This window comes from Rhodococcus sp. ACS1, assembly GCF_002300155.1.
In the GTDB taxonomy this organism is placed as follows: domain Bacteria; phylum Actinomycetota; class Actinomycetes; order Mycobacteriales; family Mycobacteriaceae; genus Rhodococcus_F; species Rhodococcus_F koreensis.
Map to the genome: position 1 here is coordinate 115,289 of NZ_NSDZ01000010.1, position 18,850 is coordinate 134,138.

The window sequence follows — 18,850 nt, forward strand, 5'->3', positions numbered from 1 at the left end:
CTTACACCAGTCAGAACTCGAGTTCGATTTCCTCGGACGGTGAGAGCGTGATCCACTTCTTGCCATTGGAATTCAGATGCACGCGTACCATGCTTGCGTTGCTCTGAATCTCCAGGATGTTGCCGCGTCGCTTCTTCGAGTTCTTGCCCAAGACGAGAGTGCGATTCACATCCTTCTTGGTCAGCTCGGAGGCGATCACTTCGCTACCGGCCAGCAGGCGGGGCCACCAGTGGCGTGGTTGCGGTTCGAGTTCCGCTCCAGCCAGATGCACTCCACGAACCGGCCGTCCAGGAGATCGACCTTGAATGGCCTGGCCTCCTGGTCGCCGACGCGGGTGCTGGACGCTTCGGACGAGCCGCAGCCAACCAGACTGATTGCAGCGGCAACAGCCATGACAGCAACGAGGACCTTCTTCTTCATTCGGTTTCCTTCGATTCGATGACGGTCAGCGCACGCTCACGTCGGGGATGAGGGTGGACGGGGCGTAGGTGACCCGGTAGTGGTCAGCGCTGACGCTCTTCGGGTCGAGCTGTTCCACGACGTAGTGCGATCCGTTGATGCCCAGGAAGTGCTTCTTGTCTCCCGAGGCGTCCCGGCAGGTGACTTCGAGTTGTGCAGGTTCCGCCTCGATGTTGCAGCGTCCCACGATCTCCAGCTCAGACTTGGCGGTCTCGTTGTTGATGAACTGAATCCGACGAGCGACCTCGAAGTTCTTTGCCGCCTCGGACAGGTTGTAGGACACCACGTCGGCGGCGCTGTCGGTCGCACAGCTAGTGAGGCCGAGCACGGCAGTGGCGGCGAGGACGGTGGCGAACAGTTTCTTCTTCATGCGGTTTCCTTCGGCTGGTTCCAGTCGGACAGGTCGGCACCGTTGTGGATCTCAACGATCGCCGCCGTGTTTGCTTGCGTGGCAATGAAATGCGCTACCTGGATGTCGCCCAGCGTTGCGTTGTCAACGCCAGCGACCTTCTGTGCGAGTACGAATAGCTCGCGGGACTTACTCATGCGGCAACAAGGCCTTTCGTGGTTGACATGATGTCGGCGTAGTACTGGTCGGAGACGGCCTGAAGGTCCAGGCCGGGGTAGCGGCGCAGATAGGCCCGCGCCCGGCCGCAGGCGCGGCAGCTGCGCTTCCCGCGACGGAGATCAGCCGAGGCCAGGTTCGGCTCGCGGAGGGCATGCCCACGGGGGCAGGCCTCCTTCGAGGCCTGGTTGTGCGTCCCATGTCGAACCTGGTCCTGGATATTCCGACTGTGGGTGCCCCAGAACAGGTTTGAGAGGACGTTGTTCAGTGGGTTGCCATCGTCGTGGCAACCTTCCATTCCCTCCGGGCACGGCCCGACGAATGCGGCGAGGACGAGCCGGTGGAGCTTCGGCTTCACCCTCTTGCCGCCATCAGCCAGGTTGACCCTGAGGTATCCACCCTCGTTGATCCAGGGCGTGATCATCTGGCCTCGGATAGCCAGCGTCTTGCCGTCACTCCGAACGACCTCCCGGTCCAGCGACCGGACCCGGCCGTTGACTGAGACCTCATAGAGACCTTCAAAGTCAACGACCGGCTTCCAGATCTCGATCATGCTGCTGCTTCGATATCCACGACTTCCTCGTCCTGGAGGACGCTCTCGTGGTTGAGGAACGCCGGGGACTTGGCCTTCAAAACGATCGGAACCAGGCCGTCACGGCGGATGCACACGCCCTCATCCGGCAGCTTGGGGTCGCTGAGCGGGAGCGCGCCGGGGATACCCTTGTCGGCGTAGCGGATGTTCATGTAGGCCGACTCGTCAAAGTCGCCTGCACGGCCCTTGTAGACCACCGGGACGGTCTTCAGACCGAGGTTGCGTGCGAACTCCTCCATCTGATCCCAAGAGAGGTCAGTGACGACACCCTGCGGGTTGACCTGCGCGACGCGGTAGACGTAGAGCCGAGCCTCACCCTTCGGAACGTCGTAGGTGTAGGAGGGCTGGATCTCTTCGCCGGAAGGCGTCCAGCCGATCAGCTCGCCGTAGACGACGAATCCCTGCGGGAGAAGACCATCCAGCTTCCGGCCTTCGAGCGTCCAGATGTCTTCCTTGTAGAAGTGCTGCTGATCAGGGTCGTTGATGTCCTTGATCACGCGGCGCGAGCCGTACACATTGTCGTAGTCGTACTTCCGGACGGCGACACCGAGTTTGGCTGCCAGGCGCTCCAGCCAGGTCGGCCGGCGCTTGACGATCGTGTTGCCGATACGGATGGACGTGCCGTGGAGCTTGATGCTGACCACGATCTCGTCATCATCTTCGATGAGGTTCTTGTTTTCCTTCAGCTTCAAAGTCTTGAAGTTTTCGGGAAGGAACTTGGCGTCGGCGCGCTTGAACTTCTTCGTTGCCTGTGCGACGCGGACGGCGTTCGGGTCCTTCGGTGCCTTGACCTCGAACTTGCGAAGGATCTCGACACCGTTCAGGTGATCGAACTTGTCGCCTTCCTTCAGCTGCGTGATGTCAAAGCCGGTGAACGCCAGTGACTTCAGCGGCAAGAACATGGCGTCGCTCTGGTGCCCGCCGAGCTTCAGTGCCCTGACGCGCCGGTTCTTCTCAAGATACCCAGTCTCGGTCGGGTCGTCGTTGAGTTCCTTCTCGCGGTAGAGGTTGTTCGCCTTGGCGAATTCGTCCGATACCTGCGTGAGCGCGGGGATGTAGACGCCGAGGTCGCCGACAGACCAGCCCTTCGAGACGATCGCCTGGCTGCCGAAGAGCGGGAGGCCTTCGATGAAGTCCCGGCCCTTCAGGTGGTTGATCGCCTTGACGCTAGTGACGATTGCGGCCCAGTTTTCGTCTACGGGCGCTTCGATTGCCACAGTAGGTGTACTCCTTGATTCTGTTCATCAGTTCCTTTCTGTCCTCACCTGGACGGGGTTGGTGATTACTTGCTGGTCTTCGGCGGGGATGCTTTAGGCGCAGCGGGTTTCGGAGCACTCGCCTTCGGCGGGGCAGCCACCTTGGGTGCTGTCGTCGCCTTCGGCGGGGCGGTCGTCTTGGGCGCAGGCGTGGTGGTCTGCGGCCGGACGACCGTTGTGTTGTTGGTCGTGTTGTTCTGGATGATCGTCGTCGGCGGTGCCTGCTTCGGGACGATGTACACGCGTCGGCCGTTGTCGGTCCGATAGCCGAGTCCGTAGTCGTAGCCGGGGTCATACCGGCCGTTGCTGTAGTGCGATCCCCAGTTGGTGTTGTAGACCGGCTGGGATGTCTTGGTCTTGCCACAGCCCGCGATGAGCGAGACGATCAGGACCAGGACGACGATGATCGCGACGACACCGAGTCCGACGAGGATCTTCTTCTTCACTTACGGATCTCCTTGTAGGGTCCGTAGGTCGCGTAGTCGTCGGCGTCCAGGTCGTAGATCCGGTGCTCGAGGTCGCCACTGAGGCGGTACAGGACCCGATCGGAGCGACCGCCGTTGTCCGGGCCAACCCAGAGGTACGGGTGGTCGGCATCGCGGTCATAGAAGGGGATGTCGGATGGGAAGTCCCAGATCCGATCCGTGGAGACCGGCCCAGCAGGGACAGCCTTCGCCGCGTCATGCTGGCGGACAGCCTTGATGATGGCGTGCCAGTCGGCGTCCAGGTGAGAGGGTGTGGTCTCGTAGGTGTGCTTCAGCTTGGGGACCAGGACAACGCGATCATCCTCGGCGATAGCCTCTTCGGCCGCGATGTCCTTGGCCGTCTCTCGAAGTCCGGCGCTGAGCTGGTCGAGTCCGCGACCATCCAGGAACGATGCCATCTGTTCGATTGTGTCGGTGCTGATTTCAGTCATGAGAGTCCTTACAGGAAAAGGGCGATGAGCACGAAGATGATGATTCCGAAGTCCCAGATGACTGCGGCCAGGTCACGCTTGCGCATGTAGCCGCGCTGGCGAGCCCCATAGAGGGTCAGTCCGGACGCGAACAGGCACAGGAAGGTGATGAAGATGGTGATGGCTACCATGCGAGGTCTTTCCAGTAGTGGCGTCGGACCCGCTGGATGAGGTCTTCGGCCGGTGCGGTGTTGAATGCGACGGGCAGCGGCGAGATCGTGTTGTCCATGATCTCTTCGGCCTGCTTCAGGAGGTCGTGCGCGAGCGCGACACCCTTCTCGTCGTTGGCGGCGATGGCTTCGGCGGCCTCGCGGAGGAGCTGAGGGTTCTCCACACGGAGCCGCAGTTCGCCCGTCTCGTACAGGTGAACGCCCTGCTCAAGCAGCCTAAGCAGGTGCCTGGCGTGCTTCGGCCGGCGCGTGTCCAGGCTGCCCTGGAAGCGACCGCGTTCTTCGAGGCGCTTCAGCTGCTGCGTGGCGTACCCGAGGTACGCGTCACGTACGCGGCTGCGGCTCAGGAACGTGTCCCGGATGCCGATCAGCTCTTCGCCGAAGTGGTTCTTGACCTCGTAGGCGTCGAGCCACAGGATCTCGAGGACGGTCGGGTTGCCGCCGAACATCAGCGAGCACGCCTTGCGGAGGTCGTGCGAGGCCCAGTCAGGGTCGTGCCCGGTCAACGTCTCCGGGGGTGTCGACTGGATCGTGAAGAGCCGGTTCGTTTCGGTCGCGTGGATTGCAAGCCGGTCGATATCGGATTCTGGTGTTGCGAGTCCGTATGCAGTCGATCCGACGATGCCTGCAAGGAGTGTGTTGTCCGCGAAGTCAACGCGAACTTCTGGGAGGTTCGTCTCCCGAACGACTAGGGCGCTCACACCGTCCGCGAGAGGGCGATGGCGGTCAGCCTGTCCTCCATGTCGATCCGGGCATCTACTCGGATGTGCTGATCCCAACTCTGCGTGTCTTCGACCAGCTTGCGCAGGTGGTAGAGCTGAATTGGGGTGCCAGGGTGCCCAGTCACTTCGGCCGATTCTTTTCGGGTAACCAGTGGCATTACGCTGTTACTTCTTCCTTGTAGGTTGCCACGACGCTGGGATGCCAGGCGTTGTGGATCTTGCAGAGGTAGACATCGGTCCAGTCGGGACGGTTCGGGTCGTTCTCTGACCGGCGAACCTCGTCCCATGCCTGGTGGGATGTCTCGTATTGCGGCTTGTATTCGCAGTTCGGGATGTTCGGGTCGATCAAGGCCCAGCCCATCTCGGTCAGCTCGACCTGCTCCATGCCTGCACGAAGCTCGGTGATCTTGACGTACCCCCACTGCGCGAGCCGTGCTGCGGTGCGGCCGAAGATCAGCGCGCCGCTGCGGTCGTAGTGGGTGGACTTCCAAGTGAGGAAGGACGTTTCAGGGTTCTTCGCGATGAGCTGAAGCACGTACTTCTGAGGCTTGGTCATCACCATTCGCTGGGTCCAAACACTACGGAGATGCCCTTGTAGACCTGATCTGCGCTGATGTAGCGCATCGTCGGCTGGCCGTCCCGCATTAGGTGCAGCGCGTACACGCCGTCTTCGAAGTCGATGGCGTAGACGGTGTACTCACGAATGGCGTCGGACAGGCCAGACCGGAACTGCACGGTGTCGCCGAGCAGCAAGTCATCGAACGGGATAACCCGAGCGGTCTTGCGGAGACGCGTCTTTCGAGAGACGCGAGTCTCAGTGGAGATGGTCATTCTGTTCCTTGGCGCTACAAAGATCTGTCTCTCTGCGCACAACGCAAACCCGCCCCTCGTAAGTTACGGGAGGCGGGTTGTTGTTGGCACATGAAGAAGATAGCACGAAACATGCTTCTTACGCCATATAGATCACGTATTCAGTTGTTGGAACTCTTCGAGCCGGATGAGCAGGGCTGACTGCGCCTGGAGCTTCGTGCCGCCCTCAGCGGATACGCCGGTCGGCTCGTGGAGTGCGATGAAGCCCGCGCCCTGCTGCTTGACCTCAATGTCGCCGAGGTCAATCTCGTTGGACTCCATCTCTTTTGGCCATGTTCCGTCCGGCAGGCGTCGGTAGAACTTGCCACGGTCGCCGGGATCACCGGGTGAGAAGCCGGGGGTTGGTCGCCACTGCTTGGTCACCAGCTCGGGGATGCGCCGGTAGCCCATCTCATGCAGGCTGTCCGCGATGCGCTGCCAGCCGATGATCGGGACCTCCACGGGCGGGAAGTTGCCCTCACCTTCGCAGCGGAGCACCTTCAGGCCCTCGTAGAAGAACTCGCGGTCAGGGTTGTCGACGTACGGCTCACCCAGCAGCTCGAATACGTCCTCGAGTCCCGGTTCCGACTTCTTCTGCGGCGGCACGAACTCGATACGCTTGACGACTTCGCGTTCGGTCACCGTGCGGCTCGCAGGGCCGCGATCGGCTGGTTCTGGGAGATCGGGACGCCGTACGGGTCCTCGCGGGTGATCCGGACGACGCCGGTCGCGAGGTTCCAGGCATCAACCTGCCAGACCATCCAGCCCTTGCCGACGTTGACCGGCAGGCCTGGCTGGAGCTTTGAGATTGTCAGCTGACGCTTACTCATCGTCTCCCTCTTCGTAGTATTCCTCCTCGTAAACCGAGTGGAAGCTCGGGAGGATGACATCCGGTGCGTGCTCTAGAAGTCCGAGCATCGTGTGGTACGGCACACCGCGGTTCATGGCGTGGGTGTAGCCGGTGCTGTCCGGGTTTTCGACCGAAGTCCGAGCCGAGAAGAGAACCCAGTCCGTGGCGTAACCGCCGTCCGACATGTACGTGACGTACTCGCGGACGGCGGTCTCGAGCGCCCCGAACTTCTGGTTAAAGATCTCTTCGTCAGTCAGCTCTTCGGGGGTAGTCTCGTCCGCCATTGACTAGCCCTTCGTGTCGCAGATGTGCGCCGCGCGAAGCAGTTCCAGATCAGAGTCGTTGATCATGTTGTCGACTTCGACCAGGATCTCGCCGCAGGTGAAGCAGCGGTAGATGAACTTGTTCGGGTCGGTCGGCGCTTCGTGCTTCGTGGTGCGGACCTTGGCCTTGTTGCGACGGCGGGACGTGAACACGGCCCACGTTCCGATGACCAGCGCGAGCGGCCACAGCGCCGCGATGATCGGAAGCATGACGATCGCAACGCGCCGAGCGGCCTTGACCTTGTAGACGCCCTGCGCGGAGATCTGGACGTGCGAGCTGTAGCCGAGGCAGATCGCGACGAGGATGTACGCGACCAGGATGAAAGCGGAGATCACTTCTTGCCCTTCAGTGCGAAGTAGATGATGAGCGACCACGGGATCATGATCGGCCACAGGAATCCGAGTCCGAGTGCCAGCGTGGCGCGGGTACGCACTTCGCGGTCGGACAGGTTCCCGCCCTTGGCCTTGCGAGCGTTCTTGATGCTCTTGTGGCCGGTGTAGACGGCCCAGGTGATGGCGATGAAGAGGTAGAGCAGGCTGCTCATTGTTCCTCCAGGGGTAGGCCGTATCCTGCTCGTCGGAGCAGTGTCAGCCATTCTTCGTATGGCATTACGGCGAGATGGTGAGGTGATTTGCCTGGTCGCGAGCGCTTCCAGGTGATTGCGGCGACTTCGGCCTTGGCTTCGTCGCGCTGTTCCGCGAGGCCTTCGAGCCAGTCTGTCCAGTTCGGCGTCTTCACGTCTTTCGCCTGGACGATGACTCCGGTGCCCAAGCCGGCGCGGGGATCAAGATGGAGATCGCCAGCGTCTCGCTCGTATCCGGCCTTCGTGCGGGCGGCGTCCGGGAATCCGTTGACGCGGGATATGACCAGCAGGTCCCGCTCGTAGCGGTCCCCCTTGGCCTTCATGCGGTTCGTCATAGCTCATCCGACGTGGGAAGTCGCGCAATGAGTTCGAGCCGACGAACGGCGTCGCGGTAGTACTTGGTGTTCGGCATTTCGGGAACTGGGACGCCAGCCCAGACCATGCCGACATGGTTTTCGTTCGCGAGTGCGTAACGGGCGCAGTTCACAATGACAGGGCATCCGTCGCATGCGCGGGAGATGTCTGCTGCCTGGCCTTGTCCTCGGTTGTCGGACTCATACCGGTCGTAGTCATCACCTCGGCACTTCGCGCGGAGCATCCAGTCTCGTGCGTAGCTGTCCAAAGTTGTTGCCTTTATTCAGATGTGGGTAGAGCAATGGCGGTCGCCGACTTGCAGCGACCGCCATTCTTCTATTCGAACTCTTCGATGATGGTGAGTGCCAGCTCGGTGGTGTAGCTGTGGGTGGTGCCGGGGAAGTAGCGGTCTACGTCGGCATACATCGTGTGCTCGCCGCGCAACGCGTAATCCAGGGCGTCCTCCCAGGCCTTGGACCACTTGCCAAGGTTGAAAGTACCGAGGAAGCTCCGTCGCTTCTGTTCCAGGACGAAGCCGAGGAGGTCGATTCCCCATGTCACCGGATTGCTGAGGCTGAACGACTTCGTGATGAGGTAGAAGTCGCGGAGTGGAGATCCGGCGTCGAGTGAGGTGATCGGGTCGCGGGTGTTGGCCAGCTCCCAGATCGGGAAGGTGACCGGCCATGACTCATGCTCACCCATGATGCCGTAGCCGTCCGCAACGCCGCCGAGGCTGTCGTAGGGACGACGGTTGGGGCTCGCGATGAGTGCGGCGAAGGCGATCTCGATGTCCGGTAGCTCGCCGCGTGCGATCATCTCGAGGATGCGCGTGACGACGGTGGAGCCTTGGCTGTAGCCGATCAGGCCAACAGGGTTCGGGCTGTCACGAATCCACTGAATGGCGTTGTTCACGCCTTGCGCGACCGACTTCTCGAAGTCGATGCCGAGCGGATTCAGGTTGGGGCCGACTGGGCCGTAGCTGCGCGGGTAGTCGAGTTGGTAACAGTCGAACAGGTTGCTCGGCAGCAGGTCCGTGACGTTCTTGATCATCCCGACCGGACGGCCATTGGGTGATCCCGGCTCGCCCGTGCCGGGGATGGTCAGTACGTCGATCATCAGAACGGAACCTCGTCTGATACGGGCGGCTCTTCGAACTTCAGCTGCCCGGAATCCAGGGCTTCCAGGAGTCGCCTCTTGGCCGAAACGGCGTCGGAGATAACGAATGCGTGATTCAGGATCTTGCGGAGATCCAACTCGAGTGGTGATGGCTGGGGTGCCTTCTCTTCTTCGATAATCAGGTTCCGAACCGCCTGTGCGAGACCGGCCTCGTGGATCATGGCGTCGATGTGGCCCCAGGGGACATGCCGCGACGTGTACGGACCCGACCCGCCCGGAAGCGTGAAGTTGTACCGCTCATGCTCCGGATCGCCGATGCGCTCAGCCTTGGGGACTGGGATAACAGCCGTCTCGCGGATGTTCTTCAACGAAGTCCGGGTGAACCAGGTCTTGTCGGGTCCACCCTCAAAGCGAGTGGCCACGAAGTCGCCATCCCAGTCGGGACCAATGAACTTCAGGTCCTTGTAGTCCTCGAAATCCGCGATGATGACGCGGCTTTCTTCGGGGTGACCTTCATTGGAGGGATTCGCTGGAGTGCTCATGATTCCTTCGAGGTAGTGGGAAGTCTGTTCGCTTGGGCGCAGCTAACGCCTCTCAGCCCCTGGGAAGTGGGGCGAGTCATGGGCGTGCTTCACTATCCAGGCACCGTAGGAGGCGGTATATGCGGGAATCGTGTTGACAGCCCAAGCGAATTGGTTCAGGGGCCGGGAGCGCTGGCCGCAATCTGGACCAGCGCCCCCGTATTCAGTTGGTTCAAGGGGCGTGCAGGCCCTAAGACCTGACCGGCACGCCCGATCCGCTCTTACGGATCAGAACGGGGGCTCGTCGCCGCCGTAGCCGCCGCCGAAGCTGCCCTGCGTGGGAGCCGAGGCCCACGGGTCGCCTCCACCCTGCTGGGTGGGTCCACCGAAGCCGCCGCGCGACTGCTGCGAGGCCTGCTGGAACGACTGTCCGCCGTTCTGCTGCTGGCGCTTGAAGACCTTGAAGTGGGCGAGGGTCAGGACTTCCTTCGACTTCTTCTCGCCGGTGGTCTTGTCCTCCCAGCTCTCGGTCTCAGGGTGAGCGGTGACGTGGATCTCGTCACCCTTGGAGAGCTGTTCAGCCAGCTTCTCGGCGTCGTCGCGCCAGGCGATGGCCGTGGTCCAGTGGGTCGCGATGTCCTTGTATGTTCCGTCGTCCTGCTTCTTGGACTTCGAATTCACAAGGCGCACAGTGGCCTTCGCGGTGCCCTGTCCAATGAAGGACAGTTCCACGTCGGTCGCGGCGCGGTAGGTGCCGGTGAGGGTAGAGAGCATGTGATGTAGCTACTTTCAGAGCAGTGACAATGAGCGATCTGTCGCGAGTTCGTGCGCGCGGTCTTCGGAATCATCAACTGCGCTAGAGCAGTCGACACAGAAACCGGCGATTAGAGCGTGGACATCGCGACCACAGTTGTTGCATTCGAGGGGCAGTGTGAACGCCATCGTCTTCCACCAATCTCGCCGTCGATTTCCATTTCGTGGGGTCCTGGCTCATGACCTGCGTCACGAGTGCATACCCAATCGAATGTGTCTTCCTGAGCGGTAGTCGCTCCACACTCTTGCTGGGAGTACGAATTTGCATCGGCCATTGCCGGAACCTTCCGGAAGAAATCAACCCGACAGCGGATACTTTACCTCTAATGCTGCATGCTGTGCAAGTCATACAGCTTATGGAGTTCTCATGTGACTGGAGTTGCGTGTGATGCATAGAACATGCATAATTCATCTTGAGCGGCAAACAGTCCGCAACAGAGAGGCAGAACCTTGATCAAGAGCATCATCGCTTCCGGCGCAATCATCCTCACGTCCATCGCCCTCGGCGCGGGCGTCGCGTCGGCAGCGCCAGCAACCAGCTTCGGCGAAGGCACCTACACGGTTGGCGTCGACATCGCACCCGGCACGTACGTCGGTTCCGGCCAGGCCGACGAGTACGGCTGCTACTGGGAGCGCCTGTCGGGCGCAACCGGGGATTTCGATGAGATCCTGGCCAACGGCTTCACCGAATCGCCGAAGGTCGTCGTGACCATCAAGCCCAGCGACGCGTACTTCACCTCCGAGCGCTGCGGCACCTGGACCCCGGCACCGGCCGCGAAGCCGCAGGCACGTCCGGCACCCGCGCCGGCCGCTCCCGCACCGGCACCGGCCCCCGCGCCGTCCATCTTCGGCTCCTAGCCTCCGCCCGAGCGCTCTTGGCGGGGTAGTCTCGGTCGGAACGGAAGAAGCCCCATACTCTTCGGAGTGTGGGGCTTTTTCGTGCGTCACGGCGGTGGAGTCTCTGGCTGGGTCGGGTACTTGCTCTTGCGTTGGTACTTGCTTCGGTCGCGGTGCTTACTTGATCGGCTCCCACGACGCAGTTCGTCCCGAGCACGCCAACGGGTTAGGTCGGCACGCTCGGGACGCTCTGGTTGTGGATCAGCCTGCGAGGACTTCTCCATTACTCATCTTCTGTGGTTGTGGTGCTTCTTGCTTGGCCGAGTCGTCCCATGCTTCACGGGCCGGTTCGCTGAAGACGTTGCACGCGGCAAGCTCCAGCTGGTCGCGGATCTCCCGCGCGAGGCGCTGGATCTCCCGGTCGGCTGCCGGGTTGTCCCGCTTGACGAGGAATTCCTTCCAGGCCCGCAGGTTGCCGGTGACAACCAGCTTCGTTTCGGTCTCGTTCGGCAGGACGGCACGCGCAGCTTCACGTGCCTGTTTGCGCGTCTTACCCTGAGCCATTCCGCGCTGGACGCGTCGGTTGTATGCGCCGATCGCGGTTCCGGCGAGAAGCCCCAGGTCGATAATGGCCTCTTGGTCACCCTCGTAGGCCGGGGGGATCACGAAGGCCACGTCGGCACTGTCGACGTACCGCTGGGAGAGCTGCGAGTACGAGAAGTGCCTGTGCCGAACAAGTTCGTGCGTGAGGGACCGGGACACGCCTTCGATATAGAAGCTCACACTCATGTGCTCGAGCACACTCTCGTGCTTCTGCACCAGAATGTTCCGAAGGTAACCCTCGTTCGTGGCGGTCTTCGGGTTGGTCTTGCCGAAGCTCTGGTAGCAGGCACGACCGGCGAACTCCATCAGGTGCTGGCCATCGTCGTGCTCCAGCTCGGGGTCGCGCTCCATGATCGGCTGAAGGTTTCCAGACGGCCCGAAGCCGACCGGCGCGACGAACTTCGTCACGCCGACCAGCTGGACGTTCAGTCGCGCAACTCTCAACGGAGCACGCCTGCCAGGGTTGCGGCGGCGATCCACTTGTCCCACTCGGCCGTCATCGCTTCAGCGAAGTCGCTGTCCGTCATGCCCTGCACGTCGGAGATGTGCTGCGAGTTCACGTTGTCGACCAGTCGACCGGGCAGCTTGTCGAGCTTCTTCAGGAAGCTGACCGGCTGGATGGAGACGAACTTCAGGAAGACCGGGTAGTGCGACAGCTGGCGGACCAAGGTCTCGACGGCAGCCTCGCTGTCGGGGGCACCGTCCGTGACGATGACCGCGAAGATCGGCGACTCGGTGACCGCCGCCTCATCGAGCAGGACCCTCAGCGCTGCGGCGAGGTTGGTCGACCCCATCATGCCCTTGGTGAGCTGGGTGGCGGTGACGTTCTGGTAGTTGGCCATGGTGACCTCTACCGGCTCGAATACGTCACTGCCGAAGCGGATCACGGGGATCTTGCCGTCGATGTCGATCTGGAGCGAGAAGCCCAGCGCGCGTTCCACGATCTTCTGCACGGTGCCGTTGGCGTAGTCGCGGTGCATGGACCCCGAGTAGTCGGCGATCAGGACTGCCTCGGCGCGGATGCCGTCCAGGTTGCGCTTGGACAGCGAAATGCCAGCCTTGTCAAACTTCTTCGCGAGGTCGACGCCGCCCTTCTCAAGGACGACGCTGCGCTGGGTGGCCGGTGCCGACTCCTTGCGCAGGGTGACGCTGCGGGCCGGGGCGTTAGTGCTATGCGTGGGCGCGCTGACGCGGATATTGCCGCCGTTGCCCTGGTTCGCAGCGACCTCGTTGGCGAGCGCCTGCGTGGTCTTGCTGCGGAATGCCTTGAAGATACCCATTATTTCTACTTTTCCCTTTCGAGGTTCCGACTAGGCCGCGTGAGTGCGTTCAGGTTCGGAAGTCAGGTGGTAGCCACCACAGTTGGGGCAGTTGTACGCACGAGTTTCGAGCTTTTCGCGCCGGGAGCCGTCCTTCCGGTGGATCATGGCCAGCGTCAGGCGCGCGCCAATCTCATCCTCGAAGTACGCCTTGTTACAACGGCTGATTCGCTTGGTACGGCGCTTTCGGTAGGCCACTAGTCCTCCTTCGGGCAGATTCCACAGACTCGGGTCCTGAGCGGCGGGATCGTGCCGTCAGGACGTAGAACGAGATACCAGGTGTGCCTTCCGATGGAGCACGCGAGGCGCTTCCGGAAGAACCACAGCTGGGCAATGATGTTCGGCCAGAGCATGATCATCAGATGAACGGCTTGGCCAGGGCAACGATGTCGATCGCGAGTGAGTCGATGTGCTCGACATCGGGGCTGATCTTGTCGGCTTCGTCCGTGATGTCCAACGCCCGATAGTGGATGTCGGACAGCGCATCTAGTGCGCGCTTCAGGATCTCAGCTTCCATCGAGTTGGTCTCCTTCGGTGACCCCTTCGAGCAGCCGGTCCCAATCGAAGTCCAGGAACTTCAGCTGGTCGAAGAGGGTGTTGGTCAGAAGGAGGGCGTCGGTGACATCCGGCTGGTCCTTGTTCAGCTCATCGGCGACCAGATTGGCGAGCGCTCGGCACGTTTCGATCTTCACAACCTCGTCAGCGGCCTCGTCGGCGGCTTCCAGGGCGGACTCGAGGGCTTCGCGGGCTTCCTTATTCAGAATCATCGACATCCTCTTTCTGTTCTGGGTCAGTGAGCGTCCAGCAGAGATATTTGCGACCGGCGTCGAACATCCCGGCGTCGGCTGGGTCAAGGCACTTGCGGTTGCCCCAGCCGCCTGTCCGGTGCGCGTCGAAAGCTGTGATCCCTACGAAGTTCTCGTGGCATGCGGTGCAGTGGCTGGTGTTGCCACCAGTCCAGATGTTCCCGCAGGGCACGTGTATGTAGGTGCCAGGAGGTAGATCACTCGACACGCGTTGTTCCTTCCAAGCCGTTCATGCCGCAACAGTAGCATGCGTCATAAATCTTACAGCTTTTGGCTCAGCCGAGTTTGGCATAGTGCGGGCGATACGGCAAGAGCACCTGTACGTCGTTCTTTCCGGTGCGGTTCTTGCCGATGATGAGCGTGATGTCGCCGGTCCTGAGGCCTTCGACAATCTCGTGGTGGAGCAGGATCACCACGTCGGCGTCCTGTTCGATCGCACCCGATTCACGCAGGTCAGAGATCTTCGGCGGGACGCCCTCGTTGGCCGGTCCGCGGTTCAGCTGGGCCGCGAAGATGACCACCACGTCCAGCTCTTTCGCCATGAGCTTGCCCATGCGGGAGATGTGCGCGACCTGCTGTTCGCGGGTGACGCGCGGGTCGGTGGCCTTCGCCAGACCGATGTGGTCGATGATCACCACGTCGAGTCCGACCGCCGAAGCCTTCATCTGCTTGGCGATGCTGTACATCTTCTCGATCTTCATGTTCATGCCGTCGTGGATGTACATCTCGGCGTCCTGGACGCGGTGGTCCAGGTACAGCCCGATCTTGCCCATGTTGTAGGGGTCGACCTCGCGCTTGGTGATCTGGCCGTACTCGGCTTCGGCACCGGCCGCGACGACACGGGAGACGACCTCGCGGTCTCCCATCTCAAGGCTGAAGGTCAGGCTGGTGTGGCCCATTTCGGCGACGTAGGCCGCGACGTTGATGGCCGCGAGACTTTTGCCGGCTCCGGGTCGACCGCCCCAGACGTACACACGTCCGGAGTGCAGTCCACCTGCGAGGACTTCGTTCAGCGTGGGCCACGGGGTCTCGAAGACGCGGGAGTCCTCCGGTTCCGCCTGGAGCCATTCCAGCCACTCGTCAGCCAGCTCTGAGAGCCGTTTGGGACCGAGGGGCATCCCAGCACTCTCGGAGACCACTCGGAGCTTGTCTGTGGCCATCTGGAGGGCATCGTCGTAGCTCTCGGCCATGAGGGCGTGCTCGATGCCGGTGGTGAGCCCACCGATGAGCTTCCGCCACTTCGACTTCTCGATGAGGGAGGTCGCCGCTTCCGGCACCTCGGCCTCGTTCACGTACATGCCCGCCAGGCTGTCGATGACGTGCTGGCGGCGCGGGACGCTCTCGCAGGCGGCGATGAGGGTGCGGCGGCTGATCCGCTTCCCCTCATCGCTGAGCTTGCGCGCACCGGCCCACAGGGCGGCGAACGTGGGGTCGTAGAAGTCGTCAGGAGAGACGCGCTCGAGTAGGGCGGGCAGCTCGTATCGCATGGCCGACGAGAGCAGGGCGCTGGCGAGAAGGGTCTCGGCCTGATCGTCCTGGAGGAGAGAGTTGTCGACTTCGATCGTGGTCAACGGTTACTGCCCAATCTGCTTGCGGTTCGTCGGGTTGATTGCGTTGTGGATCAGCAGGTTGTAGTTCTCACCGAGGAACTGCTTGAACTCGCGGATGTGGAACTCGCGCTCAGCGGCGGCGTCGCCCTGGATGCCTTCGGGGCACGGGTACGTCGGGTGCCACGAGATGCCGGTCATGTCCTGGATCACGGTGGAGTACGGGTACATGGACCAGCGAGCGAGGAAGTCCGCGAAGCGTTCCGGCGAGGACGTGACGGGCATGGCCTTGACGGCGTGGATCACGTCGCCGGGCTGGATCTGGAACGCGTTGGGCTTGGAGTAGTGGTCGCGGACGGCCTGCATCGCCTCGCGGGGCCACAGCTCCTTGCCCTGGAAGCAGTCAGCCCATGCTTCGACGCGGGCGGGGTCGTACTCGGGGATTCGTCCGTCAAGGACGGCAGCGAGGGCGAGCACCTTGGCGGCGCATTCGTGTGCTCTGCTCATGCGAAATTCACAATCGGGGTGGCCGCTATCGCGGGGAGCGCGAGGGATTCATTTCGAATTGTGAATTCGCTGGGAGGCGTCTGGGGAATAATCCAGTCGGGGTCGGTGGTATATCCGCTGAAATGCTCAGGCTTAATGGACTGGCCCTGGAGATATTCCTGCGCCCTTTGGGTCGCCGTCTTCTTTATCGAAGAATTGCTATTTCTCCGAGGGGGAAGTGATTCTTCTTCCCAGCCGTCTCTATTCAACCAAGTCGAGGCATATGGCACGAATTGCTTTTCGTCACCACTCGGCAAATTGGGATCATTGGCGAATTTGGTCACCGCTTCCATCAGCGGCTCAAATTCAATTCGATCCAGTGCCTTTTCGAATGCCTCTCGACTCTTGGGTTTGTTGACCTTTCGAGGGTACACGGTCCAGAAGGTTTTGAACAGAGCATCGACCTCGGCGGCGCGCTCGCTATTTACCCTGTTCCCCTGTTCCCCTGATCCCTGATCCCCTGTTCCAGACGCCCATTTTGCAAGGTATTGCGCGTATCGAGTATCAATCTCTACATCGTCGCTGGTAGGGAGCGGATAGCGTCCCTTTTTCGGCCTATCAATTTTCTGATGCCGATACCAGCCCGATACAGCCAGAAAATATCGATCTTCGTATCGATAACGTAGCAAAAGTCCGAGGTCCGCCAGGGTATCGAGCGCTTCTGCTACGTGCCGGCGCGCTGCTACGGGGTCCTCCTCGAGCGGAAACAGCTCCGAGGTGATGAGGTTTACGTCGTCCCGGCCCACGCCATTGTCGTCCACATAGGACCAGATTCCGATGAAAACAAGGCGGTGCGACCAGTCTTTAATGGACGCAATATCGTGCGATGTATAAAACTCGGGCTTAATCGAGCGGATTCTCACTAACCATTCCTTTGAGCCATTGATTGAGTCATTCGAAGATTCTGAATGCGTTTCTCGATCGCAATGATCTCGTCCCACACATCCGATAATTCATCGGGATCTTCAATTTCTGGGATCTCATTCAGCAGGTCCCAAGACTGTCGGAATAGGCCATTGAGTTGAACGCCCATTCCCGGCACGTCAACCCATTCCAGCATCACCAGGTCGCGATGAAAATAATGCCGAAAATGATGTACGCCCACGCAATAACTTCGAGGTACAAATAAATACGGTCGGTCCTCACAGCTTCCTCATTTCCTTGAAGTCCGCGGGCTTGTCCTTCGTGAACTCGTGGAAATGCTCGTCGCACAGCTCCTGCCATCCCCAACGCTTCCACTTCACGGCGGTCGTAGCGTCAGCCGCGCAGGCGAAAAACAGATCCGAGGCTTGGCATGTCGACCGATCCACGGCCGTAGGTGCTGACTTTTCGATCAAGAGCACGGATGTCGCTCACTTTCCCGGTCGACTTGATGTACTTCGCGGTCTCGCAGGCCATCAGGCAGGTGGCGATGTCCTCGCCTGTTCCGAAGGCCAGGGGGATGTCGTTGATCGTCCAGGGCTTCCCACGGTGCAGAAGCTCCCAGATCGCCACGTACGTCGCCCAGTTCTTCCGCTCCGGGATGTACCTCCCGGCCTTCTTGAACCGCTTCTCGGCGCTCTCCTGGCTGACATTCAGCCGTCGTAGAGCGTCCTGCTTCGTCTCGCCCATCTCCATGAGGTCGGCGTAGTCCTCGAAGAAGTCCTCGAGCGCCCACAGCTGGGCCTGTCTGACGGTCGGCATTACTGCGGGAGAGCGGGGACGTTCGTGAACGAGCCCAGCCAGCGCATCAGCTCGTCGTGATGGATGAGCACGCGCGTGCCCACCTTGGTGTAGCCGAGTGCGCCGGATGCCGTCTGCTTCTTGATGAAGGCCTCGGACAGTGAGGTCTTCTCGGCGGCGGTCTTGTAGCTGTAAGTGATGGGGTCGCTCATGGTGTTCCTGTTCGAATGTTGCGTTGGCGGATCTCGTGGGCGCGGTCGGCATTTACCCAGCCACCGTCGACCCATTGCTGCTGATGTACGTTGACGCGTCCCGATTTCGTGAAGGTCAGACTCGACCCCCACAGACGCAGATGAGGCGGAAGCTCCATGGAATCCAGGAACTCGTTCGCCTCATCCAGCGTCATGTGGTTCTGCGCGTAGAGGAACGCGACCGTCTGGAAGACTGACTTCCCACGATCGCGTTCCTCGTCGGGACGGTCGGGGCTACTGGCCCGTTCCGGGGTCACTGGTGGACTCCAGGGGGAGCAGTTCGGCCACGACCACAGGATCACCTTCGGGCGTGAGTTCGGCAGCCTCAGGGGCGTCCACGCGGTGCGTGTCTGCGGCCTCAATGGCGAGCGGGCCAGATTCGGCCGGCGCGGCGTCGAGAGCCAGCGGCACGTCCAGGCGCGTCGCCGTCGCGGTGACGCTGAGGCGAAGATCCTCGGTGGACTGCGACGTGAAGGCCTCGAGCTTCTTCACCCCGACCTTGATCACCATGTCCTCTTCGTACTTCGACCACGGCGAGTTCGCTCCGCTGGCGCCCATGGACGCGGCCTTGGACCGCGCGATGGCAGCCGGGTCGGCGATGGCGACCTTCGTGTTCGTGCCGTTCAGGTGGACGCAGTACGCGTACGACATGATCGGCTTCGCGTTGACGGCACGAGTCATGTAATCGATCTCGTGGTCCGGGAACTCGTCGGTGTTCGGATTGAACTTGAAGTGCTCGCCCTCATAGACAGCCTCGGCGACGACCTTCTGGTACTTGCCGGTGTTGAGGATGCGGGTCAGGACGCCACGGTACGACTCCCAGCCGTCGAGCTTGCCCTTGGTCGGGACCAGATAGAAGCGATCCGAGCCGGGGATGTGGCCGAGCGAGGCGCACGTGAGCAGGACCCGCATGGCCTGGCCGACATCGTTCGACGCGGCGTTGAGGATCTGCGGCGACTTCTTCAGCGCGCCTTCGGCCATGCGAAGCCAGGCTTCGGGCTTCACGTGCGACGGGAGGACGGTGAAGAAGTCCTCCTTGCGGCGCAGCAGGACGGCCACGGGGTCGTGACGCTGCTGCTGCTGGACGGCTCCAGCGATGCTCTGGGTCATGTCAGAGTCCGATCTGGAGCGGTGCGGTGAACACCATCGA

37 protein-coding genes are annotated in these 18,850 nt (G+C 61.4%); 1 reads left to right on the forward strand and 36 read right to left on the reverse strand.

Translation table 11 applies throughout. The features are described 5' to 3' along the window. Window positions 1–10 precede the first annotated feature (10 nt). The 23 genes from CJ179_RS51775 to CJ179_RS38775 form a co-directional block, all read right to left on the reverse strand. Window positions 11–199 (reverse strand): hypothetical protein, encoded by a 189-nt coding sequence (locus tag CJ179_RS51775; RefSeq protein ID WP_095865032.1) that lies wholly within the window; start codon window positions 197–199, stop codon window positions 11–13. After that, window positions 196–420, reverse strand: coding sequence for a hypothetical protein (locus CJ179_RS38680; RefSeq protein ID WP_095865033.1), 225 nt, complete (start codon window positions 418–420; stop codon window positions 196–198). Before CJ179_RS38680 ends, CJ179_RS51775 begins: the two co-directional genes overlap by 4 nt. Before the next feature lie 25 nt (window positions 421–445). Further along, complete coding sequence (locus tag CJ179_RS38685; protein WP_095865034.1) at window positions 446–829, reverse strand: hypothetical protein; 384 nt, start codon at window positions 827–829, stop codon at window positions 446–448. Next, window positions 826–1,005, reverse strand: a complete 180-nt coding sequence (locus CJ179_RS38690) for a hypothetical protein (protein ID WP_095865035.1) — start codon at window positions 1,003–1,005, stop codon at window positions 826–828. The genes CJ179_RS38685 and CJ179_RS38690 overlap by 4 nt, the downstream gene beginning before the upstream one ends. Further along, entirely contained in the window at window positions 1,002–1,577 is a 576-nt protein-coding gene (locus CJ179_RS38695; RefSeq protein WP_095865036.1) for an NUMOD4 motif-containing HNH endonuclease, read from the reverse strand. Before CJ179_RS38695 ends, CJ179_RS38690 begins: the two co-directional genes overlap by 4 nt. Next, window positions 1,574–2,833 (reverse strand): RNA ligase family protein, encoded by a 1,260-nt coding sequence (locus CJ179_RS38700; protein WP_095865037.1) that lies wholly within the window; start codon window positions 2,831–2,833, stop codon window positions 1,574–1,576. Before CJ179_RS38700 ends, CJ179_RS38695 begins: the two co-directional genes overlap by 4 nt. 65 nt (window positions 2,834–2,898) lie before the next feature. Next, window positions 2,899–3,318 (reverse strand): hypothetical protein, encoded by a 420-nt coding sequence (locus CJ179_RS38705; RefSeq protein WP_095865038.1) that lies wholly within the window; start codon window positions 3,316–3,318, stop codon window positions 2,899–2,901. Continuing rightward, entirely contained in the window at window positions 3,315–3,788 is a 474-nt protein-coding gene (locus CJ179_RS38710; protein WP_095865039.1) for a hypothetical protein, read from the reverse strand. Before CJ179_RS38710 ends, CJ179_RS38705 begins: the two co-directional genes overlap by 4 nt. 8 nt (window positions 3,789–3,796) lie before the next feature. After that, window positions 3,797–3,958, reverse strand: a complete 162-nt coding sequence (locus CJ179_RS51780) for a hypothetical protein (RefSeq protein WP_179377837.1) — start codon at window positions 3,956–3,958, stop codon at window positions 3,797–3,799. After that, a complete protein-coding gene (locus CJ179_RS38715) occupies window positions 3,952–4,698 on the reverse strand; it encodes a DNA polymerase beta superfamily protein (protein WP_179377838.1) in 747 nt (248 codons plus the stop codon). Before CJ179_RS38715 ends, CJ179_RS51780 begins: the two co-directional genes overlap by 7 nt. Then, window positions 4,695–4,844: a hypothetical protein gene (locus CJ179_RS51785; protein WP_179377839.1), complete on the reverse strand. Its 150-nt coding sequence runs from the start codon at window positions 4,842–4,844 to the stop codon at window positions 4,695–4,697. Before CJ179_RS51785 ends, CJ179_RS38715 begins: the two co-directional genes overlap by 4 nt. Window positions 4,845–4,876: 32 nt before the next feature. After that, window positions 4,877–5,275, reverse strand: a complete 399-nt coding sequence (locus tag CJ179_RS38720; protein WP_143549018.1) for a hypothetical protein — start codon at window positions 5,273–5,275, stop codon at window positions 4,877–4,879. Then, the gene (locus CJ179_RS38725) at window positions 5,275–5,550 is read right to left on the reverse strand and encodes a hypothetical protein (RefSeq protein WP_095865042.1); all 276 of its coding nucleotides are present in this window, start codon (window positions 5,548–5,550) and stop codon (window positions 5,275–5,277) included. The genes CJ179_RS38720 and CJ179_RS38725 overlap by 1 nt, the downstream gene beginning before the upstream one ends. Before the next feature lie 132 nt (window positions 5,551–5,682). Beyond that, entirely contained in the window at window positions 5,683–6,210 is a 528-nt protein-coding gene (locus tag CJ179_RS38730; RefSeq protein ID WP_095865043.1) for a hypothetical protein, read from the reverse strand. Continuing rightward, a complete protein-coding gene (locus CJ179_RS38735) occupies window positions 6,207–6,398 on the reverse strand; it encodes a hypothetical protein (protein WP_095865044.1) in 192 nt (63 codons plus the stop codon). The genes CJ179_RS38730 and CJ179_RS38735 overlap by 4 nt, the downstream gene beginning before the upstream one ends. Continuing rightward, complete coding sequence (locus CJ179_RS38740) at window positions 6,391–6,702, reverse strand: hypothetical protein (protein ID WP_095865045.1); 312 nt, start codon at window positions 6,700–6,702, stop codon at window positions 6,391–6,393. The genes CJ179_RS38735 and CJ179_RS38740 overlap by 8 nt, the downstream gene beginning before the upstream one ends. Before the next feature lie 3 nt (window positions 6,703–6,705). After that, a complete protein-coding gene (locus CJ179_RS38745) occupies window positions 6,706–7,077 on the reverse strand; it encodes a hypothetical protein (RefSeq protein ID WP_095865046.1) in 372 nt (123 codons plus the stop codon). After that, the gene (locus tag CJ179_RS38750; RefSeq protein WP_095865047.1) at window positions 7,074–7,286 is read right to left on the reverse strand and encodes a hypothetical protein; all 213 of its coding nucleotides are present in this window, start codon (window positions 7,284–7,286) and stop codon (window positions 7,074–7,076) included. The genes CJ179_RS38745 and CJ179_RS38750 overlap by 4 nt, the downstream gene beginning before the upstream one ends. Beyond that, window positions 7,283–7,660, reverse strand: coding sequence for a hypothetical protein (locus tag CJ179_RS38755; RefSeq protein WP_095865048.1), 378 nt, complete (start codon window positions 7,658–7,660; stop codon window positions 7,283–7,285). Before CJ179_RS38755 ends, CJ179_RS38750 begins: the two co-directional genes overlap by 4 nt. Next, entirely contained in the window at window positions 7,657–7,923 is a 267-nt protein-coding gene (locus tag CJ179_RS54245; protein WP_095865049.1) for a WhiB family transcriptional regulator, read from the reverse strand. The genes CJ179_RS38755 and CJ179_RS54245 overlap by 4 nt, the downstream gene beginning before the upstream one ends. Window positions 7,924–8,015: 92 nt before the next feature. Continuing rightward, window positions 8,016–8,795, reverse strand: a complete 780-nt coding sequence (locus CJ179_RS38765; protein WP_095865050.1) for a PE-PPE domain-containing protein — start codon at window positions 8,793–8,795, stop codon at window positions 8,016–8,018. Beyond that, window positions 8,795–9,337, reverse strand: a complete 543-nt coding sequence (locus CJ179_RS38770) for a hypothetical protein (RefSeq protein WP_095865051.1) — start codon at window positions 9,335–9,337, stop codon at window positions 8,795–8,797. The genes CJ179_RS38765 and CJ179_RS38770 overlap by 1 nt, the downstream gene beginning before the upstream one ends. A 267-nt stretch (window positions 9,338–9,604) precedes the next feature. Continuing rightward, complete coding sequence (locus CJ179_RS38775; protein WP_095865052.1) at window positions 9,605–10,090, reverse strand: single-stranded DNA-binding protein; 486 nt, start codon at window positions 10,088–10,090, stop codon at window positions 9,605–9,607. 489 nt (window positions 10,091–10,579) lie between these two features. On the opposite strand from CJ179_RS38775, the gene CJ179_RS51790 reads away from it, so the two are divergent. Then, window positions 10,580–10,987, forward strand: coding sequence for a hypothetical protein (locus tag CJ179_RS51790; RefSeq protein ID WP_257016013.1), 408 nt, complete (start codon window positions 10,580–10,582; stop codon window positions 10,985–10,987). Between the two features lie 240 nt (window positions 10,988–11,227). Here CJ179_RS51790 and thyX read toward each other — a convergent pair whose 3' ends face one another. The 13 genes from thyX to CJ179_RS38825 form a co-directional block, all read right to left on the reverse strand. After that, on the reverse strand, window positions 11,228–12,013 hold the full coding sequence (thyX, locus tag CJ179_RS38785) for an FAD-dependent thymidylate synthase (protein WP_257016014.1): 786 nt from the start codon (window positions 12,011–12,013) through the stop codon (window positions 11,228–11,230). Then, the gene (locus CJ179_RS38790) at window positions 12,010–12,849 is read right to left on the reverse strand and encodes a VWA domain-containing protein (protein ID WP_095865053.1); all 840 of its coding nucleotides are present in this window, start codon (window positions 12,847–12,849) and stop codon (window positions 12,010–12,012) included. The genes thyX and CJ179_RS38790 overlap by 4 nt, the downstream gene beginning before the upstream one ends. Before the next feature lie 30 nt (window positions 12,850–12,879). Beyond that, a complete protein-coding gene (locus CJ179_RS51000; protein ID WP_143549021.1) occupies window positions 12,880–13,086 on the reverse strand; it encodes a hypothetical protein in 207 nt (68 codons plus the stop codon). A 160-nt stretch (window positions 13,087–13,246) separates the two neighbouring features. Further along, window positions 13,247–13,405, reverse strand: coding sequence for a hypothetical protein (locus tag CJ179_RS51795; RefSeq protein WP_179377840.1), 159 nt, complete (start codon window positions 13,403–13,405; stop codon window positions 13,247–13,249). Then, entirely contained in the window at window positions 13,395–13,655 is a 261-nt protein-coding gene (locus tag CJ179_RS38795) for a hypothetical protein (RefSeq protein ID WP_095865054.1), read from the reverse strand. Before CJ179_RS38795 ends, CJ179_RS51795 begins: the two co-directional genes overlap by 11 nt. Window positions 13,656–13,969: 314 nt before the next feature. Further along, window positions 13,970–15,265, reverse strand: a complete 1,296-nt coding sequence (locus CJ179_RS38805) for a DnaB-like helicase C-terminal domain-containing protein (RefSeq protein WP_095865055.1) — start codon at window positions 15,263–15,265, stop codon at window positions 13,970–13,972. A 3-nt stretch (window positions 15,266–15,268) separates the two neighbouring features. After that, window positions 15,269–15,748, reverse strand: a complete 480-nt coding sequence (locus CJ179_RS38810; protein ID WP_095865056.1) for a hypothetical protein — start codon at window positions 15,746–15,748, stop codon at window positions 15,269–15,271. Next, window positions 15,745–16,650, reverse strand: coding sequence for a hypothetical protein (locus tag CJ179_RS51005; RefSeq protein ID WP_143549022.1), 906 nt, complete (start codon window positions 16,648–16,650; stop codon window positions 15,745–15,747). The genes CJ179_RS38810 and CJ179_RS51005 overlap by 4 nt, the downstream gene beginning before the upstream one ends. Then, window positions 16,650–16,892, reverse strand: a complete 243-nt coding sequence (locus CJ179_RS51010) for a hypothetical protein (protein WP_143549023.1) — start codon at window positions 16,890–16,892, stop codon at window positions 16,650–16,652. The genes CJ179_RS51005 and CJ179_RS51010 overlap by 1 nt, the downstream gene beginning before the upstream one ends. Window positions 16,893–17,044: 152 nt before the next feature. After that, complete coding sequence (locus tag CJ179_RS38815) at window positions 17,045–17,470, reverse strand: hypothetical protein (RefSeq protein WP_095865057.1); 426 nt, start codon at window positions 17,468–17,470, stop codon at window positions 17,045–17,047. Next, a complete protein-coding gene (locus tag CJ179_RS38820; protein WP_179377841.1) occupies window positions 17,470–17,661 on the reverse strand; it encodes an excisionase family DNA-binding protein in 192 nt (63 codons plus the stop codon). Before CJ179_RS38820 ends, CJ179_RS38815 begins: the two co-directional genes overlap by 1 nt. After that, window positions 17,658–17,957 (reverse strand): hypothetical protein, encoded by a 300-nt coding sequence (locus tag CJ179_RS51800; protein WP_179377842.1) that lies wholly within the window; start codon window positions 17,955–17,957, stop codon window positions 17,658–17,660. Before CJ179_RS51800 ends, CJ179_RS38820 begins: the two co-directional genes overlap by 4 nt. Next, window positions 17,935–18,810: a recombinase RecT gene (locus tag CJ179_RS38825; protein WP_095865059.1), complete on the reverse strand. Its 876-nt coding sequence runs from the start codon at window positions 18,808–18,810 to the stop codon at window positions 17,935–17,937. Before CJ179_RS38825 ends, CJ179_RS51800 begins: the two co-directional genes overlap by 23 nt. Window positions 18,811–18,850: the final 40 nt, after the last annotated feature.